The sequence below is a fragment of the Aeromonas sp. A04 genome (assembly GCF_047780465.1).
GTDB classification, from domain to species: Bacteria; Pseudomonadota; Gammaproteobacteria; order Enterobacterales; family Aeromonadaceae; genus Aeromonas; species Aeromonas bestiarum.
Genome location: NZ_JBLNHP010000002.1, coordinates 57,929 through 76,906 on the forward strand (window position 1 = coordinate 57,929; position 18,978 = coordinate 76,906).

The window sequence follows — 18,978 nt, forward strand, 5'->3', positions numbered from 1 at the left end:
AAAGCCAAAAGCATGGAGAAAGACATGAAGAAAGGATTATCCAAGATTGCCATGGCGCTGTTCGCCGCGGGTCTCGCGTTTAACGTCTCTGCCGCCGACATCACAGTGGCCGTCGCCTCCGACGCCACCTCGCTGGATCCGCAGGAGCAGCTCTCCGGCCAGACCCTGGAGATGTCTCACCTGGTGTTCGATCCCCTGATGCGTTACACCCAGGATCTGAAGTTTGAGCCGCGTCTGGCCGAGAAGTTTGAACGTATCGACGACAAGACGGTGCGTTTCCACCTGCGCAAGGGCGTCAAGTTCCACTCCGGCAATGATTTCACCGCCGATGACGTGGTGTGGACCGTCAACCGCCTGAAGGCCTCTCCCGACTTCAAGGCCATCTTCGACCCCATCGCCGAAGTGAAGAAGGTCGATGATCTGACCGTCGATCTGATCACCGCCAAGCCGTTCCCGCTGGTGCTGCAGACCGTCACCTACATATTCCCGATGGACTCCAAGTTCTACACCGGCAAGGATGAAGCTGGCAAAGACAAGGCCGAGATCGTCAAGAACGGCAGCTCCTATGCCTCCACCCATGTTTCCGGTACCGGTCCGTTCAGCGTCAAGTTCCGCGAGCAGGGCGTCAAGCTGGAATACGTGCGCAACGCCAACTACTGGGACAAGGCTTCCAAGGGCAACGTTCAGAACCTGACCGTGGTACCGATCAAGGAAGATGCCACCCGTGTGGCCGCCCTGCTGGGTGGTGACGTGGACATGATCTACCCGGTTGCCCCGAACGATCTGGAGCGCGTGAAGAATGGCAAGGATTCCCAACTGGTGACCCTGTCCGGTACCCGCGCCATCATCATAGAGCTGAACCAGAACACCAACCCGGCGCTGAAAGACAAGCGTGTGCGTCAGGCGATCAACCTGGCCATCAACGAAGTCGGCATAGTCGACAAGATCAACAAAGGCTTTGGCACCCCGGCCGGCCAGCTGAGCCCGAAAGGCTATGCCGGTCACAACGAGGCGCTCAAGCCCCAGTATGATCTGGCCAAGGCCAAGCAGCTGATGAAGGAAGCCGGTTTCGAGCAGGGCTTCAAGATGAGCTTCATCTCCCCGGCTGCCCGCTACGTCAACGACGTCAAGATCGCCCAGGCTGTCTCCGCCATGCTGTCCAAGATCAACATCAAGGTCGATCTGAAGACCATGCCGGTGGCCCAGTACTGGCCCGAGTTTGACAAGTGTGCGGCAGACATGCAGCTGATCGGCTGGCACTCAGACACCGAAGACAGTGCGAACTTCTTCGAGTTCCTGACCTTCACCAAGGATGCCAAGACCGGCATGGGTCAGTACAACTGCGGCGGTTATGCCAACGCAGAGGCTGACAAGCTGGTGATGGATGCCAACGCCGAAACCGATCCGGCCAAGCGTGCCGCCATCCTGCAGAAGGTGGAAGCCATGCTGATCGACGACGCCGCCTATGTGCCGTTGCACTGGGAAGACCTGGCCTATGGCGCCAAGAAAAACGTCGACATCAAGCCTGTGGTCAACGTGATGAACTTCCCTTACCTGGGTGACCTGGTGGTCAACAAGTAAGCAGGGTCGTAAAGAAGGACCTGGCGGGGGCGGCCATGGCTGCCCCCGCCATTAACAGAAGCCTGTGCCAAGACACAGGCCACGTAGAAGGACAAGCATGTTTACATTCCTGCTGAAACGGTTCTATCAGGCCGTGATAGTGATGTTCGTCATCAGCCTGGTCGCCTTCTCCATCCAGGACAACCTGGGGGATCCGCTGCGCGAGCTGGTGGGACAATCCGTCTCCGAGTCCGTGCGCCATGAGTTGCGCGAAAAGATGGGCCTTAACGATCCCTTTTTGGTGAAATACAGCCGCTTCTTGCAAAATGCAGTGCAAGGGGATCTGGGCACCTCCTACTTCTTCAAGCGACCCGCTCTCGAGGTGATACTCGACAAGCTGGTGGCTACCCTTGAGCTGGTCTTTGCCGCTGCACTGATCATCGTCGCCGTCTCCATTCCGCTGGGGGTTTACTCGGCGATAAGGCCACGCAGCTTCCTGACCAAACTCATCATGGCGGTGAGCAGCATCGGCATCTCGATCCCTGTCTTCCTGACGGCGATCATGCTGATGTATCTGTTCTCCATCCAGCTCGGCTGGCTGCCGGCTTATGGCCGTGGCGAGACCCTTAACCTGCTGGGCTGGGAGTCGGGCTTCTTCACCTGGGATGGCATCAAGCACTTGATCCTGCCGGCGGTGTCGCTCTCCTCCATCATGCTGCCGCTGTTCATCCGGCTGGTGCGCTCCGAGATGCTGGAGCAGCTCTCCTCCGAATACGTCAAGTTCGCCCGTGCCAAGGGGCTGGACAACAACAAGGTCTACTACCAGCACGCCCTCAAAAACACCATGCTGCCGGTCATTACCGTCGGCGGCGTGCAGATCGGCACCATGGTTGCCTACACCATCTTGACCGAGAGCGTGTTCCAGTGGCCGGGGACCGGCTTCCTGTTCCTCGAGGCGATCCACAGGGTCGATACCCCGCTGATCACCGCCTACGTCATCTTCGTCGGCCTGATCTTCGTGGTGACCAATACCCTGGTCGACCTGCTCTACGGGTTCATCAACCCGACCGTCAACCTGACTGCCAAGGGGTAACACATGACTAACGCTGTGACTGTGAGCCGCTGTTTGACATGGCGCAACCACGCGGGTCTTGCCATCAACCCGGCTATCTACCTGGCTACGAAGGGGTAAGCATGAGTAACGCAGTAACTGCAAGCCCAAGCCGTTGGGCACGTTTTAAAAATTCCGACATCGTCTACTACTTCCTGCGCGATAAAGTCGCCATGTTCAGCTTCGCCGTGTTCGTGGTGTTCGTGCTGGCCGCGCTGCTGGCGCCCTGGCTGGCGCCGCACAACGTCTACGATCAGACCAGCTTCGATCTGATGGATGCCGAGCTGCCGCCCTCCTGGCTGGAAGGGGGCGAGGAGCGCTTCTGGCTCGGTACCGACAACCAGGGCCGCGACATCTGGAGCACCATCCTCTACGGTGCCCGCATCTCGTTGACCATAGGGCTGTTTGCGGTGGGGCTGCAACTGGTGCTCGGCATCGTCATCGGCCTGATCGCCGGTTACTTCGGTGGCCGCATCGACAACCTGCTGATGCGCTTCGCCGATGTGCAGCTGTCGTTCTCCACCATGATGGTGGCCATCATCATCTCCGCCATCTTCCAGGCCAGCTTTGGCTCCGAGGTTTACTCCGAATTTGCCATCGTCATGCTGGTGGTGATCATCGGCATCGCCGAGTGGCCGCAGTACGCCCGTACCGTGCGTGCCTCCGTGCTGGCGGAGAAGAAGAAGGAGTATGTGGAAGCGGCGCAGGTGATGGGGTTCCGTGCCCCGCGCATCATGTTCCGCCACATTCTGCCGAACTGTCTGTCACCCATCCTGGTCATCTCCACCGTACAGGTGGCCAACGCCATCATGAGCGAGGCGGCACTCTCCTTCCTCGGATTGGGGATGCCGGTGGATCAGCCATCGCTGGGCTCGCTCATCAGCGTCGGCTTCAACTACATCTTCTCCGGCTCCTGGTGGATCACCGCCTTCCCGGGCATCTGTTTGGTGGTGCTGGTGCTGGTCATCAACCTGCTGGGCGACTGGCTGCGGGATGTGTTCAACCCCAAGATCTACAAAGGTTAACCCGGGTCAGAAGTGAAGAGACAGAAGTGAAGATACAAGAAGGGCGCCATCAGGCGCCCTTCTTTATTTGCTCGTCAACGTGCCTGATCAGGCCAGCAGCCAGGCCTCGATGCTGGCTTGAATGCCAGTGCTGTCGAGTCCCAGCAGCGCGTAGATCTCCTCCTGGGTGCCTTGCTCCACGAAGCGATCCGGCAGGCCGAGATTGAGCACCGGCTTGCACCGCTTGTTGCGCATCAGCAGCTCGTTCACCGCGGAGCCGGCGCCGCCCATGATGGCGTTGTCCTCTATGGTCACGAACTGGTCATGGCTGGCGGCCAAGGAGAGCACCAGCGCCTCATCCATCGGCTTGACGAAGCGCATGTCCACCAGGGTGGCATCGAGCGCCTCGGCGGCGGCCCTGGCCTGCTGTAGCAGGGTGCCGAACGCCAGTATGGCGGTGCCCTTGCCTTGGCGAATGACACGGCCCTTGCCGAGCGCCAGCGCCTGCATCTCGGTCTGCACCTCGATGCCTGCGCCGCTGCCGCGGGGGTAGCGCACCGCCGCAGGCTGGTTGCATTGATAGCCGGTGTAGAGCATCTGGCGACACTCGTTCTCGTCGGACGGCGTCATCACCACCATGTTGGGCACGGTGCGCAGGAAGCTGATGTCGAACGCCCCCTGATGGGTCGGGCCATCGGCGCCCACCAGACCGGCCCGGTCGATGGCGAACAGCACAGGCAGTTCCTGCAGCGCCACATCGTGGATCAGCTGGTCATAGGCGCGCTGCAGGAAGCTCGAATAGATGGCGACCACCGGCTTCTTGTCGGCGATGGCGAGGCCGGCGGCGAAGGTGACCGCATGCTGCTCGGCGATGGCCACATCGAAGTAGCGATCCGGATACTGCTGACTGAACTTGACCAGCCCTGAGCCCTCGCGCATGGCGGGGGTGATGCCGACCAGCTTCTCGTCTTTGGCCGCCATGTCGCACAGCCACTGACCGAAGATGGCGGAGAAGCTCGGCTTGCCGCCGCTCGCCTTGGGCAGGGTGCACTCGTCCGGATTGAACTTGGGCACGCCGTGATAACCGATAGGGTCTTTCTCGGCAGGCTCGTAGCCCTTGCCCTTCTTAGTCTTGACATGCAGCAGCTGCGGCCCCTTGAGGTTGCGCATGTTGCGCAGTGTCTCGACCAGGGCGTTGATGTCATGGCCGTCGATGGGGCCTATGTAGTTGAAGCCAAACTCTTCGAACAGGGTGCCAGGCACCACCATCCCCTTGAGATGCTCCTCGGCCCGCTTGGCCAGCTCCTTGACCGGCGGCAGACCCGCCAGCACCTTCTTGCCACCCTCACGTATGGTGGTGTAGAGCTTGCCCGACATGATGCGGGCCAGGTGATTGTTGAGTGCCCCGACATTCTCGGATATGGACATCTCGTTGTCGTTGAGCACCACCAGCATGTCCTTGTGGACATCGCCGGCGTGATTGAGCGCCTCGAAGGCCATGCCGGCCGTGATGGCGCCGTCACCTATCACCGCCACCACCTTGCGACCCAGACCCTCGCTCTCGGCGGCGACCGCCATGCCGAGCGCCGCACCTATGGAGGTACTGGAGTGGCCGACGCTGAGCACGTCATACTCACTCTCGCCGCGCCAGGGGAAGGGGTGCAGGCCGTCTTTCTGGCGGATGCTCTGCATACGGTCGCGACGACCGGTCAGGATCTTGTGGGGATAGGCCTGATGGCCCACGTCCCACACCAGTCGATCGAACGGCGTGTTGTAGACGTAGTGCAGCGCCACCGTCAGTTCGACTGTGCCGAGCCCGGAGGCGAGATGACCACTGGAGCGGCTCACCGAACGCAGCAGATATTCACGCAGTTCGTTGCACAGTACGGGCAGTCGCTCGAAGGGCAGGGATCGCAACTCGACCGGCGTATCCGCGAGGGCCAGGTTGGGGAAATTGCTTATATCAACGCTCATATTGTTACTGTTATCCAGCGTTTAGTGGGTTCGCTCGATGATGTAATCGGCAAACGCTTCCAGAATGTCGGTATTGTAGGGCAAAGATTGCAAGGCTGTTAAGGCTTTACCGTGCAGTTCGCGAGCCAGCTCACGGGCATTGTCGAGTCCGAGCAGGGCCGGGTAGGTACTCTTTTCCTGCGCCAGATCCGAGCCTTGCGGCTTGCCCAGGGTGGCGGTATCGCCCGTGATGTCGAGGATGTCGTCCTGCACCTGAAAAGCGAGGCCTATGGCGGCCGCATAGGTTTGCAGCGCCGCCAGGGTGGCGTCGTCCACGTCGGGCTTGCACAGGGCACCCAGTGCCACGGCGCACTCGATCAGGGCCCCGGTCTTGTGGCGATGCACCTGCTCCAGCTCGGCCAGGCTGATCTGGCGCCCTTCGGCCTGCAGATCCAGCGCCTGACCACCACACATGCCGAGGTAGCCGGAGGCACGGGCCAGAGCGCTCAGCATCCGCACCCGGTTGGTCATCAGGGCGGCCGGCATGGGGTGATCGGCCAGAATGGCGAAGGCCAGGGTCTGCAGGGCATCGCCGGCCAGGATGGCGGTGCCTTCGTCAAATGCCTTGTGCACGGTCGGCTGGCCGCGACGCAAGTCGTCGTTGTCCATGGCGGGCAGGTCGTCGTGCAGCAGTGAGTAGGCGTGGATGCACTCCACCGCGGCGGCGGGGCCATCCAGCAGCTCGCTCTTGACGCCCAGCATCTCGCCTACGGCGTAGACCAGGAAGGGGCGCACCCGCTTGCCGCCGAGCAGCAGGCCGTAGCGCATGGCATCGCGCAGACGCGGAGCCATGGCGGGCAAGGATTCAAGTTGTGCAGACAGGCAGTCGTCAATACGTTGACGATGCAAACGGGAAAAATCGTCCAGCGTCACTCACTCCTCTCCTTGCTCTGGCTGGAAGGGAACCGCTTGCTCTGTGCCATCGGCCTGAGTCAGCAGGATCTGGATCTTCTGTTCGGCCTGTTCCAGCTTCTGCTGGCCGGCCCGCACCAGGTGGACACCCTGTTCGAACTGCTTGAGCGCTTCTTCCAGCGGTAAGGAACCTTGTTCCAGTTGATGAACTATGGTTTCCAGCTCTTCCAGAGTGGCATCAAAACTCAGGCGGTCGATTTTTTTACTGGCCATGTCCATCCTCGGGGATTGAAAAAAACGGCTTATCTTAACATCGACGGCGGGCAGGGGGGAGGCTGAAAAGTGCGGTCGGCTTAAACTCTCGGAAAAGTGGCCGATAATAAGCCATCTTGTGAACTAGGAAAAACGTGGTGGCCCTTGCCGCTGATGAGCCAATAGCAGAAAATTCAACAAACTGCAGATACAACGAATTTCAGCTGACAGGAGTAGGGATGTGGATCTAGGTAGTCTGATTGGCATAGTGCTGGGATTTGGGGTCGTGGTGTACGGCATGTTGCTGGGTGGCCCCATGAGCATGTATGTGGATATGCCTTCGGTCTATATCACCATACTGGGCTCCCTCTTTATCTGCATGATGAAGTTCAACATCGGTCAGTTCCTGATGGCGTTCAAGGTGGCCGGCAAGGCATTCATCTACAAGGGCGACAAGCTGGATGACCTCATCATCAAGGCGGTTGAACTGGCCGATGCGGCCCGTAAAGGGGGCTTTTTGGCGCTGGAAGCCGCTGAAGTGCCGAATGCCTTTATGAAAAAAGGCATCGACATGCTGGTGGACGGGCACGATGCCGATGTCATCCGCGCCGTGATGGAGAAGGACATTGAGCTCACCGCCGAACGGCATGTCATCGCCATCAAGGTGTTTCGCGCGCTCGGGGATCTGGGGCCCGCCATGGGCATGATAGGCACGCTGGTGGGGTTGGTTGCCATGCTGGCCAACATGAGCGATCCCAAATCCATAGGCCCGGCCATGGCGGTGGCCTTGCTCACCACCCTGTATGGCGCCATCGAGGCCAACATGATTGCTATCCCCATCGCCGACAAGCTGGAGCTACGCAGCGGTGAAGAGCAGCTGAGCCGCTGTCTGGTGCTGGACGCCATCATGGGCATTCAGGATGGCCAGAACCCGCGGGTGATCCAGTCCATGCTGCAAAATTACCTGAACCAGTCCAAACGCAACAATGGCAGCGAGTAATCCCCATGGCTAAGTGCAAGTGTCCGCCACCTGGTCTGCCCGGTTACATGGGCACCTTCGCCGATCTGATGTCGCTGTTGATGTGCTTCTTCGTACTGCTGCTCTCCTTCGCCGAGATGGATGTGCAGAAGTTCAAGCAGATCGCCGGCTCCATGGAGAAGGCGTTCGGGGTGCAGAATATTCTGGAGGTCAAAGACATACCCAAGGGGACGTCCGTCGTTGCCCTCGAGTTCAGGCCGGGCCGCCCCGAGCCGACCCCCATAGACACCATCATGCAGCAGACCATGGACATGACCCAGACAGAGCTGGACTTCCAGCCAGGTGACGCCGATCAGGCCGGGGGTCATGACAAGAGCGAAGACAAGCTGGTGGGGGGCGACACCCGGCAGGAGGCGCAGAAACAGCAGGAGCAGTCCAATGCCCTGGCCAAGGAGCTGGCGGAGCAGATGAAGGCCCAGATCCAGGATGGTGCCATCGAAGTGGAGGCGCTGGGTCAGCAGATTATCATACGGATCCGCGAGAAGGCGGCCTTCCCGGCTGGTTCCGCCTTCCTGCAGCCCCAGTTCTGGCCCGTGGTGCGCAAGGTGGCGACTCTGCTCAAGGATGTACCGGGGGAGATCACCATCTCGGGTCATACCGATGATGTGGCCACCGAAGATGAGCTGTTTCAGTCCAACTGGGAGCTCTCTTCCCAGCGGGCGGTGGCGGTGGCCCATCAGATGATCAAGGTGCCCGGCTTCGACGGCGGGCGATTGGTGGTGCAGGGCATGGCCGATTCCCAGCCGCTGGTGCCGAACACCACCCCGGAAAACCGGCGCATGAACCGGCGGGTGGAGATCGCCATCATGCAGGGCAAGCCGACAGTATCGGCCCCAATCGGCGTCTCTGAGCAGAAGTAGTGTCGATGGCAAAGCGCGATCCCGCTCGCAGGGACTGACATGGATTTTGTGCCGGCTTCATATTAAGATGCCTCATCCGAACCGATAGCTGCGGCTCTCTTTGATAGCCGCAGCTTCTCTTTTCAAGCAACCCAGGTTTCGACTATGAATCATACTCCGATGACTGTTCGCGGCGCTGAAAAGCTGCGTCAAGAGCTCGACTATCTGAAGAGCGAGCTTCGTCCGCAGATTATCGAAGCGATTGCAGATGCCCGTGAACATGGTGATCTGAAAGAAAACGCCGAGTACCATGCCGCCCGTGAGCAGCAGGGCTTCTGTGAAGGCCGCATTCAGGAAATTGAGAGCAAGCTCTCCAATGCCCAGGTGATCGATGTCACCAAGATTACCAACAATGGTCGCGTCATCTTCGGGGCGACCGTGACCCTGCTGAAAAGCGAGACGGAAGAGGAAGTTGTCTACCGTATCGTGGGTGACGACGAATCTGACATCAAACAGAACATGATTTCAGTGAACTCGCCCATCGCCCGTGCCCTGATCGGCAAGGAAGTGGACGATGTGGCCATCGTCAAGACGCCGGCCGGCGATGTGGAATACGAAGTTCTGGCCGTCGCTTACCTCTGATGTGAGGTGATGCCTGAAACAGGGGAGCCCGGCTCCCCTGTTTGTATTTAGCGGGGCTGGTAAGCCTGGGTGAAGGCGTCCTGATGGCGCTGGAACATCCAGCTGCGCAGTTGCTCAAGATCCGGCTTGGCCATCTGGAAGTGCAGTGCCCAGCCCTGTACACCATTGCGTTGATGGATATGTCTGACCAGCTCGGCGCAGAGGGGCAGGGGGGCCAGTTCCTGGATGAGCAGGGTGCCGCTGAGGGTGGCGCCTATCGTCAGGCCGGCGGGCAAGCCCTCCACCACCAATCCGTCCAGCGACAGGCTGTGCACCAGACACTCGGTATCGGCCACCTTCAGGCGCGCCTCTTGGTCGAGGCGCCAGGCGCGCAGATGGGGATAACCCAGCTCCTTGATGACGGGCGCGGCGATGCGCGGTTCGACGAAGCCATCGTCCCCCTGGGTGAAGCGCAGCGGAAAGCGGAGTTGATGCCCGGCGAAGCGGGCTTCGAGCACCAGTTGATCGGCGCGTTGCAGCAGTCCGAGCAAGGGGGTGGCGAGATAACCGCTCAGGGATTGTCCGGCGGCCGTCTCCTGACTGCTCCCCAAGTCCCGTAACATGGCCAGTTCATCTTCGGTGAGAATCTGATGGTGATCCATAGCGGGGTGTCCACGAGTATTCATCGCAGGTTAAGGGCCTGGAGACTACTTTGGCAAGCGACTTGGGAAGAAGGGAAATGAAGGAAAGAGCGAGGCTCTTTCCTGTTACTTGCGGGGCAGTTGGATTTTCGGCTCGTTGGCCTGACGGTAGATGGTCAGCACGTGGCCGATGCTCTGTACCTTGACCGCGCCGGTTTCACGGACGATTGCATCCATAACCAGCTGTTTCATCTCACGATCTTCAGACGCAACCTTAACCTTGATCAGCTCGTGGTAGTTCAGGGCCAGATCGATCTCGGCCAGTACGCCTTCGGTCAGACCATGTTGACCCAGCAGGACAACGGGCTTCAGACTGTGGGCAAGGCCCTTGAGGTACTGTTTCTGTTTATTGTTGAGAATCATGGCAATTTCTTCATAAGTCAGGGTTGAAAGGGGCGTATTCTACCCCCACTTAGCCCTTAATACTAATAACCCTTGTGGTTTTTTAAAGTCGACAATCATGACCCAGAAAAAACGTTCCCCCAGCTCAAGCCGCTGGTTAAAAGAACATTTCGACGATCAATACGTCAAAAAAGCCCAGAAGTTGGGGCTGCGTTCCCGCGCTGTTTTCAAGATTGATGAGATCCAGGGCAAGGACAAATTGCTCCGTACCGGCATGACAGTGGTGGATCTGGGGGCGGCCCCGGGTGGCTGGTCCCAGTTTGCCGTTGAGCAGGTGGGTGACGATGGACGGGTCATCGCGTGTGATATTTTGCCGATGGATCCCATTGCCGGTGTCGATTTCCTGCAAGGGGACTTTCGGGAGGAAACTGTACTCGGCGCCTTGCTGGCCCGTGTCGGTCCGGACAAGGTGGACCTGGTCATGTCTGATATGGCGCCCAATATGAGTGGCACCCAACAGGTGGATCAGGCCCGCGCCATGTACCTGGTCGAGCTGGCGCTCGACATGTGCAACCAGGTATTGCGCAGTAATGGCAGCTTCGTGGTGAAGGTATTCCAGGGAGAGGGGTTTGATGCCTATCTCAATGAAATTCGTAAGCTTTTCTCTGCTGTCAAGATTCGTAAACCAGACTCGTCTCGTGCCCGTTCACGAGAAGTCTACATTGTGGCTACCGGTTTTAAACTGTAGTACCCTAACCTTCATCGTTAACTGTCAGTCTGCGAGGTCATTGATTTGAGTGACATGGCGAAAAACCTAATCCTGTGGCTGGTCATCGCCGTCGTGTTGATGTCGGTGTTCAATAGCTTCAGCCCCAGCGATACCACCAGTCGCCAGCTGGACTATTCCAGCTTCGTTAAAGAAGTGACCCAAGAGCAGATCCGTGAAGTGCGGATGGATGGCAAGGTCATTAATGGCGTCAAGCGCACTGGTGAACGCTTCACCACCATCATACCGGCGCCGGATCCCCAGCTGCTCAACGACATGCTCAATCACAATGTCAAAGTGATGGGCGAGAAGCCGGAAGAGCCGTCTTTGCTGACCTCTATCTTCATCTCCTGGTTCCCGATGCTGTTGCTGATCGGTGTCTGGGTCTTCTTCATGCGTCAGATGCAGGGCGGTGGTGGCAAGGGTGCCATGTCGTTCGGCAAGAGCAAGGCTCGCCTGATGAGTGAAGATCAGATCAAGACCACCTTTGCCGACGTCGCAGGCTGCGATGAGGCCAAGGAAGAGGTGAAAGAGCTGGTCGACTATCTGCGCGATCCGAGCAAGTTCCAGAAACTGGGTGGCAAGATCCCCACCGGCGTACTGCTGGTAGGCCCTCCCGGTACCGGTAAGACCCTGCTGGCCAAGGCCATTGCGGGCGAGGCCAAGGTGCCTTTCTTCACCATCTCGGGTTCCGACTTCGTCGAGATGTTCGTGGGTGTCGGTGCCTCCCGGGTGCGTGACATGTTCGAGCAGGCCAAGAAGTCTTCCCCCTGCATCATCTTCATCGATGAAATCGATGCGGTCGGTCGCCAGCGTGGCGCCGGTCTCGGCGGTGGTCACGATGAGCGTGAGCAGACCCTGAACCAGATGCTGGTCGAGATGGATGGTTTTGAAGGTAATGAAGGCGTCATCGTCATCGCCGCCACCAACCGTCCCGATGTTCTGGACCCTGCCTTGCTGCGTCCGGGCCGTTTCGACCGTCAGGTCGTGGTCGGTCTGCCGGATGTGCGCGGTCGCGAGCAGATCCTGAAGGTGCACATGCGCAAGGTGCCGTTGGCAGATGATGTCAATGCGGCCCTGATTGCCCGTGGTACTCCAGGTTTCTCCGGTGCTGATCTCGCCAACCTGGTCAACGAAGCCGCCCTCTTCTCCGCTCGTGAGAGCCGTCGTGTGGTTTCCATGACCGAATTCGAGAAGGCCAAGGACAAGATCATGATGGGTGCGGAACGTCGCTCCATGGTGATGAGAGACTCCGAGAAGGAGATGACGGCTTATCATGAGGCGGGTCACGCCATCATCGGCCGTCTGGTACCGGATCATGACCCTGTCTACAAGGTCTCCATCATACCGCGCGGTCGTGCGCTGGGTGTGACCATGTACCTGCCCGAGCAGGATCGCTGGAGCCACTCCAAGCAGCACCTGGAGTCCATGATCTCCAGCCTGTACGGCGGTCGTCTGGCGGAAGAGCTGATCTACGGTGCCGAGAAGGTATCGACCGGTGCATCCAACGATATCGAGCGTGCGACCGACATCGCCCGCAAGATGGTTACCCAGTGGGGCATGTCCGAGCGTCTCGGTCCCATGCTCTATGCGGAAGAAGATGGCGAAGTGTTCCTCGGTCGCAGCATGGCCAAGGCCAAGCACATGTCCGATGACACGGCGCGCGTCATCGACGCCGAGGTCAAGCAGGTCATCGATCGCAACTACGCTCGCTCCAAGCAGATCCTGCTGGACAACATGGACGTGTTGCACACCATGAAAGATGCGCTGATGAAGTACGAAACCATTGACGCCAAGCAGATCGACGATCTGATGGCGCGTCGCGAGGTGCGTGCTCCCAGCAACTGGCATGACGAGCACAGCGACACTCCGCAAGGCGGTGCCACTGTCGCGGCGGATGCCAAACCGGCAGTGACCGACGTGGAGCCGGTGGCGGATGTCGACATCGACAAGGCCAACGATCTCCCGGCCAAATAAATCGTGATGATGCAAACCCCGGGCTGGTCCCGGGGTTTTTCTTTATGTAAATGGAAGCGAAGATGCAGCTAACCAGCAAGGGGCTCAGCCTCTCCCTCGATCGTCCCCATGTGATGGGGATCCTCAATGTGACACCCGACTCCTTCTCCGATGGCGGCAATTTCAATCAGATTGATCGGGCCATGGCCCATGCTCGCCAGATGATCGCCGACGGGGCAACGCTCATCGACATCGGCGGCGAGTCGACGCGTCCGGGTGCCCCCGACGTGAGCGAGCAGGATGAGCTGGACAGGGTGATCCCCGTGGTCGAGCGGATGGTCGCCGAGCTGGATGTGATGATCTCCCTCGATACCTCCAAGGCTGCCGTGATGCGGGAAGGCTGCAAGGCGGGGGCCCATCTCATCAACGACGTGCGGGCCTTGCTCGAACCCGGCGCCCTGGCCGCCGCCGCAGAAGCTGACGTACCCGTGTGCCTGATGCACATGCAAGGCCAGCCGAGAACCATGCAGGCCGAGCCCCACTATGACGACCTGCTGGGGGAGGTGAGGGCCTTCTTCGACGAGCGTATCGCCGCCTGTCTGGCCGCCGGGATAGGGCGCCAGCAGTTGTTGCTGGATCCGGGCTACGGCTTTGGCAAGACGCTGGCACACAACTATCAGCTGCTGGCCTGGCAGGAGAAGTTGCTCGATTACCAGCTTCCGCTCTTGGTCGGTATGTCGCGAAAGTCTATGATAGGCAACCTGCTCGGCCGTTCGGTTGATGAACGGCTGGCCGGCAGTCTGGCCTGTGCGCTCATCGGGATGCAGCATGGCGCCCGTATCATCCGGGTGCACGATGTGCGAGAGACCATGGATGCCCTGCGCGCCGGCTGGATGGTAATGACGGGACAAGATTTCATATCCAAATAAAAAAACGAGAACAGACAATGGCAAGAAAGTATTTTGGCACCGATGGTGTCCGCGGCAAGGTTGGCGAATTCCCTATCACCCCTGATTTCGTGATGAAGCTGGGTTGGGCCGCAGGCAAGGTGCTCTCCAAGAAGGGCACCCGTAAAGTGCTGATCGGCAAGGATACCCGCATCTCCGGCTACATGCTGGAGTCCGCGTTGGAAGCGGGTCTCTCCGCCGCCGGTCTCAAGGCCATACTGATGGGCCCCATGCCTACCCCGGCCGTTGCCTATCTGACCCGCACCTTCCGTGCCGAGGCCGGCATCGTCATCAGCGCCTCCCACAACCCTTACTATGACAACGGCATCAAGTTCTTCTCAGCCGATGGCACCAAGCTGCCTGACGAGGTCGAGATGGCCATCGAGGCCGAGCTGGATCACGAGATCAAGTGCGTCGAGTCTGCCGATTTGGGCAAAGCTGTGCGCATCGAGGATGCGGCGGGTCGCTATATCGAGTTCTGCAAGAGCACTTTCCCCTCCCATCTGAGCCTGGAAGGGCTGAAGATGGTGGTCGACTGCGGCAATGGCGCTACCTATCACATAGCCCCCTCCGTGTTCCGCGAACTGGGCGCCGAGGTAATAGCCATCGGCTGCAGCCCGGATGGCCTCAACATCAACGACGGTGTCGGCTCGACCGCTCCCGACGCGCTGGCGGCCAAGGTGCTGGAGTGCAAGGCGGATCTGGGCGTGGCCTTCGACGGTGACGGCGATCGCCTGGTGATGGTGGACCACACGGGTTACATCATTGACGGTGACGAGATCCTCTACATCATCGCCCGCGATGCGCTGCGCAACGGCCGCCTCAAGGGCGGTGTGGTTGGTACCCTGATGGCCAACATGGGCCTGGAGCTGGCGCTGCAGACTCTGGGCATCCCGTTCGCCCGTGCCAAGGTGGGTGACCGCTACGTGCTGGAGATGATGAACGAGAAGGGCTGGCGTATCGGGGGTGAAAACTCCGGTCACATCATCTGCCTGGATCAGACCACCACAGGGGACGGTATCGTCGCTGCCCTGCAGGTGCTGATGGCCATCTGCACCGCCGAGATGCCGCTGGCCAAGCTGCGTTCCGGCATGAGCAAGTTCCCGCAGGTGCTGGTGAACGTCCGTTTTGCCGAGGGCAAGGATCCGCTGGCGGCTGATGCCGTCAACCAGGAAGTGGCCAAGGTGGAACAGGAGCTGGCTGGCCGTGGCCGCGTCCTGCTGCGCAAATCCGGCACCGAACCCCTGATCCGGGTCATGGTGGAAGGTGAGCATGAGCAGCAGGTGCGTGATATGGCACAACGCATCGCTCAACAGGTCGAATCGGCGTTTTAATGAACAAAAGGGGCGGCTTTTTAGCCGCCCTGGTTGTATCTTGTTCAAACGATTCGAAAATTCAAAAATAGCGCTTGTCAGCTGACAATCCTCTGGATATTATCAGCCCCGCTTTCGCAAGGGAGTTGCCGATGGGACATCGCAAGCCGTTTGTAGCCGCCAACTGGAAGTTACACGGTAGTAGGTCGCAGTTAGAGCAGTTTACTGGCCAGTGCCTGCAAGGCATGGATGAGCGAGTAGATGTGGTCTTGTGTCCATCCCATGTGCATCTCGACTTCACGGCCGCTCTGCTCAACGAGCAGAAGGTGATGAAGTTGGGGGCTCAGAATGTGAGTCAGCACCAGGCTGGCGCTTACACGGGTGAAGTCTCGTGTCAGATGCTGGTTGAGGCAGGGTGTCGTTACGTACTGGTAGGGCACTCCGAGCGCAGGCGTCTCTTTGGTGAGACCAGCTTTATCGTCGCAGAGAAGTTTGCGGCAGCCAGAGCGGCAGGCTTGATCCCCATCCTCTGTTTGGGTGAGTCGGGCGCGGCGAGGCAGGCGAGAAGAACCTTCGAGGTGATCGCCGAAGAGCTGGACATCGTCATAGAGAAAAATGGCGCGATGGCTTTCGATAATGCTATCATCGCCTACGAGCCGATTTGGGCTGTAGGTACAGGTAAATGCGCCACACCCGAGCAGGCACAAGAGGTTCATTCCTTTATACGTGGTCGCTTGGCGGAGGATACTCCGGTAATAGGTGAGAAAGTTAGAATCATCTATGGTGGGAGCGTGACACCGACCAATGCGAGAGATTTGTTTGCCCAGCCCGACATTGATGGCGGCCTGATTGGTGGAGCGAGTCTCGATGACAAGACGTTTTTAGGAATTGTTGAAGCGGCAAAGGGTGCAAGTTAAATGTACGAAATTCTTTTAGTCGTTTATCTGCTGGTTTCACTGGCTCTGATTGGTCTGGTGATGATTCAGCAAGGTAAAGGGGCTGACATGGGCGCCTCCTTCGGCGCAGGGGCATCGAATACCGTATTCGGCTCCGGTGGTTCAGGCAGTTTCCTGACCCGAACAACAGCAATTTTGGCTACTCTGTTCTTTCTGATTAGCTTGGTGCTCGGCTCTATGTCCAGCAACAAGGTAAAACAGGGTAGTGAATGGGAAAATTTGCAACAAACCCAACAGGTTGAGCAGACCAAAGCGCCAGTAAAGAAAGACACTGACGTTCCCGAATAAGTGAGTTTTGCCGTGGTGGTGGAATTGGTAGACACGCTATCTTGAGGGGGTAGTGCTCTAGGGTGTGCGGGTTCGAGTCCCGCCCACGGCACCAATTAAGTAGTGAGCTCGGGCAACCGGGTATATTATAGCCAGTCAGTCTTGTGTGAAGAGAATGAACTGGCTATAATCTCGCACGATTTCGGACGCGGGGTGGAGCAGCATGGTAGCTCGTCGGGCTCATAACCCGAAGGTCGTCGGTTCAAATCCGGCCCCCGCAACCAAATTTCACGCATTTCCTACGCTCAGGAAGGCGGTCGCTGCGAGGCGACAATCAGGGTAAAGCGCCAAGCCCCGATTTGACATCGGGGCTTTTTGTTATGTGCGATTTACTCTGAATCGATCTCTATCTGGGCTTTATGCCCTTTTTTTGTTTTTCGGAGGGTGACTTTGGCTACGTTGGAACAACGTTTGACCGATCTGCTCGAGGCTCCGGTCGTTGCCTTGGGTTTTGAACTTTGGGGTATTGAGTTTATCCGCGCGGGTAACCACTCCACTTTGCGTGTCTTTATCGACGGCGAGAATGGTGTGACTGTCGAGAACTGTGCTGAAGTCAGCCATCAGGTTGGCGCCATCATGGATGTCGAGGATCCCATCACAGAAGAATACTTCCTGGAAGTATCCTCCCCTGGTCTGGATCGTCCGCTGTTCAAGGTTGCCCAGTTCGAAAAATACGTTGGCCAAGAGGCGGCGGTGCAGCTGCGGATGGCAACAAATAACCGCCGCAAGTTCAAAGGCGTAATCAAAGCTGTGCAAGGCGACATGATCACCCTGACAGTAGATGGTAAGGACGACGTGTTGGCTTTCACCAATATCCAAAAAGCGAACATAGTGCCGAACTTTGGTTAACGAGGCTATCGGATATGAATAAAGAGATTTTGCTGGTCGTTGACGCAGTATCCAACGAGAAAGCTGTGCCCCGCGAGAAAATTTTCCAGGCTCTGGAGACCGCGCTGGCGACTGCGACCAAGAAAAAATATGAAGGCGAGATTGAAGTTCGGGTCGAAATCGATCGCAAGACCGGTGACTACGATACCTATCGTCGCTGGGTTGTGGTGGCCGATCAGGCTGCAATGGAGAACCCGTACGGTGAAATCACCCTCGAAGCCGCTCAGATCGAGCAGCCCGAGATCCAGCTCGGTGACTATGTAGAAGATCAGATCGACTCTGTGACCTTCGACCGTATCACCACCCAGACCGCCAAACAGGTTATCGTGCAGAAAGTGCGCGAAGCCGAGCGTTCCCAAGTCGTTGACCAGTTCAAGGACAAGGAAGGCACCATCATCAGCGGTGTGGTCAAGAAGAGCAACCGTGACAACGTGATCCTGGATCTGGGCAGCAATGCCGAGGCCGTGATCTTCCGTGACGACATGCTGCCGCGCGAGACTTTCCGTCCGGGCGATCGCATCCGTGGCCTGCTCTACGCCGTGCGTCCCGAAGCCCGTGGTTCCCAGCTGTTCGTCAGCCGTTCCAGCCCGGACTTCCTGAAAGAGCTGTTCCGCATCGAAGTACCGGAAATCGGTGAAGAGATGATCGAAATCATGGGCGCCGCCCGTGACCCGGGCTCCCGCGCCAAGATAGCGGTGAAGACCAACGATCGTCGTATCGACCCGATCGGTGCCTGTATCGGCATGCGCGGTGCCCGTGTGCAAGCCGTCTCCGCCGAGCTGAGCGGTGAGCGTGCCGACATCGTCTTGTACGATGACAACCCCGCCCAGTACGTGATCAATGCCATGGCGCCCGCCGATGTGGCCTCCATCATAGTGGATGAAGACAACCACACCATGGATATCGCCGTGGAAGCCGCCAACCTGGCCCAGGCCATTGGTCGCAACGGTCAGAACGTGCGTCTGGCATCCCAGCTGACCGGTTGGGAGCTGAACGTCATGACCGTTGAGGACATGCGTGCCAAGCACCAGGCCGAGAACGACCGCATCCTGACCCTGTTCACCAGCACCCTCGACATCGACGATGATTTCGCCGGTCTGCTGATGGAAGAAGGCTTCTCTACCCTGGAAGAGATCGCCTTCGTACCGGTCAACGAGCTGCTGGCCATCGATGGCCTGGACGAAGACATGGTTGAAGAGCTGCGCCAGCGCGCCAAGAATGCGCTGACCACCAAGGCTCTGGCCAAAGAAGAATCCTTTGAAGGTGTAGAACCTTCCGAAGATCTGCTCAATCTGAACGGCCTTGGCCGTGACATGGCGTATGCCCTGGCCGCTCGCGGTATCGGCACCCTGGAAGATTTGGCAGAGCAAGGCATCGATGACCTTGCTGATATTGAAGGGCTGACGGCAGAGAAAGCCGGTGAGCTGATTATGGCTGCTCGTAATATCTGTTGGTTCGGAGAAGAGCAGTCTGAGTAAGATCAAACGGAGG

At 58.6% G+C, this 18,978-nt stretch carries 19 protein-coding genes and 2 tRNA genes; 16 read left to right on the plus strand and 5 right to left on the minus strand.

The window, feature by feature from the left end:
• The first annotated feature begins 24 nt into the window (after positions 1-24).
• From ACM3N8_RS08035 to ACM3N8_RS08045, 3 genes are all read left to right on the plus strand, one after another.
• Positions 25-1,581, plus strand: coding sequence for an ABC transporter substrate-binding protein (locus ACM3N8_RS08035; RefSeq protein ID WP_098982787.1), 1,557 nt, complete (start codon positions 25-27; stop codon positions 1,579-1,581).
• Positions 1,582-1,678: 97 nt separating this feature from the next.
• Entirely contained in the window at positions 1,679-2,653 is a 975-nt protein-coding gene (locus ACM3N8_RS08040) for an ABC transporter permease (RefSeq protein WP_043140172.1), read from the plus strand.
• A gap of 101 nt (positions 2,654-2,754) precedes the next feature.
• On the plus strand, positions 2,755-3,696 hold the full coding sequence (locus tag ACM3N8_RS08045; protein ID WP_043140174.1) for an ABC transporter permease: 942 nt from the start codon (positions 2,755-2,757) through the stop codon (positions 3,694-3,696).
• Positions 3,697-3,783: 87 nt separating this feature from the next.
• Here the strand turns inward: ACM3N8_RS08045 and dxs are convergent, their stop codons facing one another.
• The 3 genes from dxs to xseB are packed head-to-tail and all read right to left on the minus strand — an operon-like array spanning position 3,784 to position 6,813.
• Entirely contained in the window at positions 3,784-5,649 is a 1,866-nt protein-coding gene (dxs, locus tag ACM3N8_RS08050) for a 1-deoxy-D-xylulose-5-phosphate synthase (protein WP_416015939.1), read from the minus strand.
• 21 nt (positions 5,650-5,670) lie between these two features.
• Positions 5,671-6,561: a (2E,6E)-farnesyl diphosphate synthase gene (gene ispA / locus ACM3N8_RS08055; RefSeq protein WP_416015941.1), complete on the minus strand. Its 891-nt coding sequence runs from the start codon at positions 6,559-6,561 to the stop codon at positions 5,671-5,673.
• Positions 6,562-6,813, minus strand: coding sequence for an exodeoxyribonuclease VII small subunit (gene xseB / locus ACM3N8_RS08060; protein WP_005317577.1), 252 nt, complete (start codon positions 6,811-6,813; stop codon positions 6,562-6,564).
• A 220-nt stretch (positions 6,814-7,033) separates the two neighbouring features.
• On the opposite strand from xseB, the gene pomA reads away from it, so the two are divergent.
• The 3 genes from pomA (at position 7,034) to greA (ending at position 9,312) form a co-directional block, all read left to right on the plus strand.
• Positions 7,034-7,792 carry a flagellar motor protein PomA gene (gene pomA, locus ACM3N8_RS08065; protein ID WP_290017877.1) on the plus strand — a complete coding sequence of 253 codons (759 nt, stop codon included), beginning with the start codon at positions 7,034-7,036 and terminating at the stop codon, positions 7,790-7,792.
• Between the two features lie 5 nt (positions 7,793-7,797).
• A complete protein-coding gene (locus tag ACM3N8_RS08070) occupies positions 7,798-8,691 on the plus strand; it encodes a flagellar motor protein MotB (RefSeq protein ID WP_043140185.1) in 894 nt (297 codons plus the stop codon).
• 144 nt (positions 8,692-8,835) lie between these two features.
• The gene (gene greA / locus ACM3N8_RS08075; protein WP_042866628.1) at positions 8,836-9,312 is read left to right on the plus strand and encodes a transcription elongation factor GreA; all 477 of its coding nucleotides are present in this window, start codon (positions 8,836-8,838) and stop codon (positions 9,310-9,312) included.
• A 47-nt stretch (positions 9,313-9,359) separates the two neighbouring features.
• Here greA and ACM3N8_RS08080 read toward each other — a convergent pair whose 3' ends face one another.
• Positions 9,360-9,953, minus strand: coding sequence for a hypothetical protein (locus ACM3N8_RS08080; protein ID WP_043140188.1), 594 nt, complete (start codon positions 9,951-9,953; stop codon positions 9,360-9,362).
• A 105-nt stretch (positions 9,954-10,058) separates the two neighbouring features.
• Complete coding sequence (gene yhbY, locus ACM3N8_RS08085) at positions 10,059-10,355, minus strand: ribosome assembly RNA-binding protein YhbY (RefSeq protein WP_042035811.1); 297 nt, start codon at positions 10,353-10,355, stop codon at positions 10,059-10,061.
• A 97-nt stretch (positions 10,356-10,452) separates the two neighbouring features.
• On the opposite strand from yhbY, the gene rlmE reads away from it, so the two are divergent.
• The 10 genes from rlmE to nusA all read left to right on the plus strand — a co-directional run bounded on the left by rlmE (position 10,453) and on the right by nusA (position 18,965).
• The gene (gene rlmE / locus ACM3N8_RS08090) at positions 10,453-11,082 is read left to right on the plus strand and encodes a 23S rRNA (uridine(2552)-2'-O)-methyltransferase RlmE (RefSeq protein WP_042866625.1); all 630 of its coding nucleotides are present in this window, start codon (positions 10,453-10,455) and stop codon (positions 11,080-11,082) included.
• A 45-nt stretch (positions 11,083-11,127) separates the two neighbouring features.
• The gene (gene ftsH, locus ACM3N8_RS08095) at positions 11,128-13,077 is read left to right on the plus strand and encodes an ATP-dependent zinc metalloprotease FtsH (RefSeq protein ID WP_098982797.1); all 1,950 of its coding nucleotides are present in this window, start codon (positions 11,128-11,130) and stop codon (positions 13,075-13,077) included.
• Between the two features lie 62 nt (positions 13,078-13,139).
• On the plus strand, positions 13,140-13,985 hold the full coding sequence (gene folP / locus ACM3N8_RS08100; RefSeq protein WP_043140191.1) for a dihydropteroate synthase: 846 nt from the start codon (positions 13,140-13,142) through the stop codon (positions 13,983-13,985).
• A gap of 17 nt (positions 13,986-14,002) precedes the next feature.
• Positions 14,003-15,337, plus strand: a complete 1,335-nt coding sequence (gene glmM, locus ACM3N8_RS08105) for a phosphoglucosamine mutase (protein WP_043140194.1) — start codon at positions 14,003-14,005, stop codon at positions 15,335-15,337.
• A gap of 131 nt (positions 15,338-15,468) precedes the next feature.
• Entirely contained in the window at positions 15,469-16,233 is a 765-nt protein-coding gene (tpiA, locus tag ACM3N8_RS08110; RefSeq protein WP_098982802.1) for a triose-phosphate isomerase, read from the plus strand.
• A complete protein-coding gene (secG, locus tag ACM3N8_RS08115; RefSeq protein WP_025326063.1) occupies positions 16,234-16,560 on the plus strand; it encodes a preprotein translocase subunit SecG in 327 nt (108 codons plus the stop codon).
• Between the two features lie 9 nt (positions 16,561-16,569).
• A tRNA-Leu gene (locus ACM3N8_RS08120) sits at positions 16,570-16,654 on the plus strand.
• Positions 16,655-16,746: 92 nt separating this feature from the next.
• Positions 16,747-16,823, plus strand: a tRNA-Met gene (locus ACM3N8_RS08125).
• 166 nt (positions 16,824-16,989) lie between these two features.
• A complete protein-coding gene (gene rimP / locus ACM3N8_RS08130; RefSeq protein WP_005317527.1) occupies positions 16,990-17,448 on the plus strand; it encodes a ribosome maturation factor RimP in 459 nt (152 codons plus the stop codon).
• A 14-nt stretch (positions 17,449-17,462) separates the two neighbouring features.
• A complete protein-coding gene (gene nusA / locus ACM3N8_RS08135; RefSeq protein ID WP_043140200.1) occupies positions 17,463-18,965 on the plus strand; it encodes a transcription termination factor NusA in 1,503 nt (500 codons plus the stop codon).
• Positions 18,966-18,978: the final 13 nt, after the last annotated feature.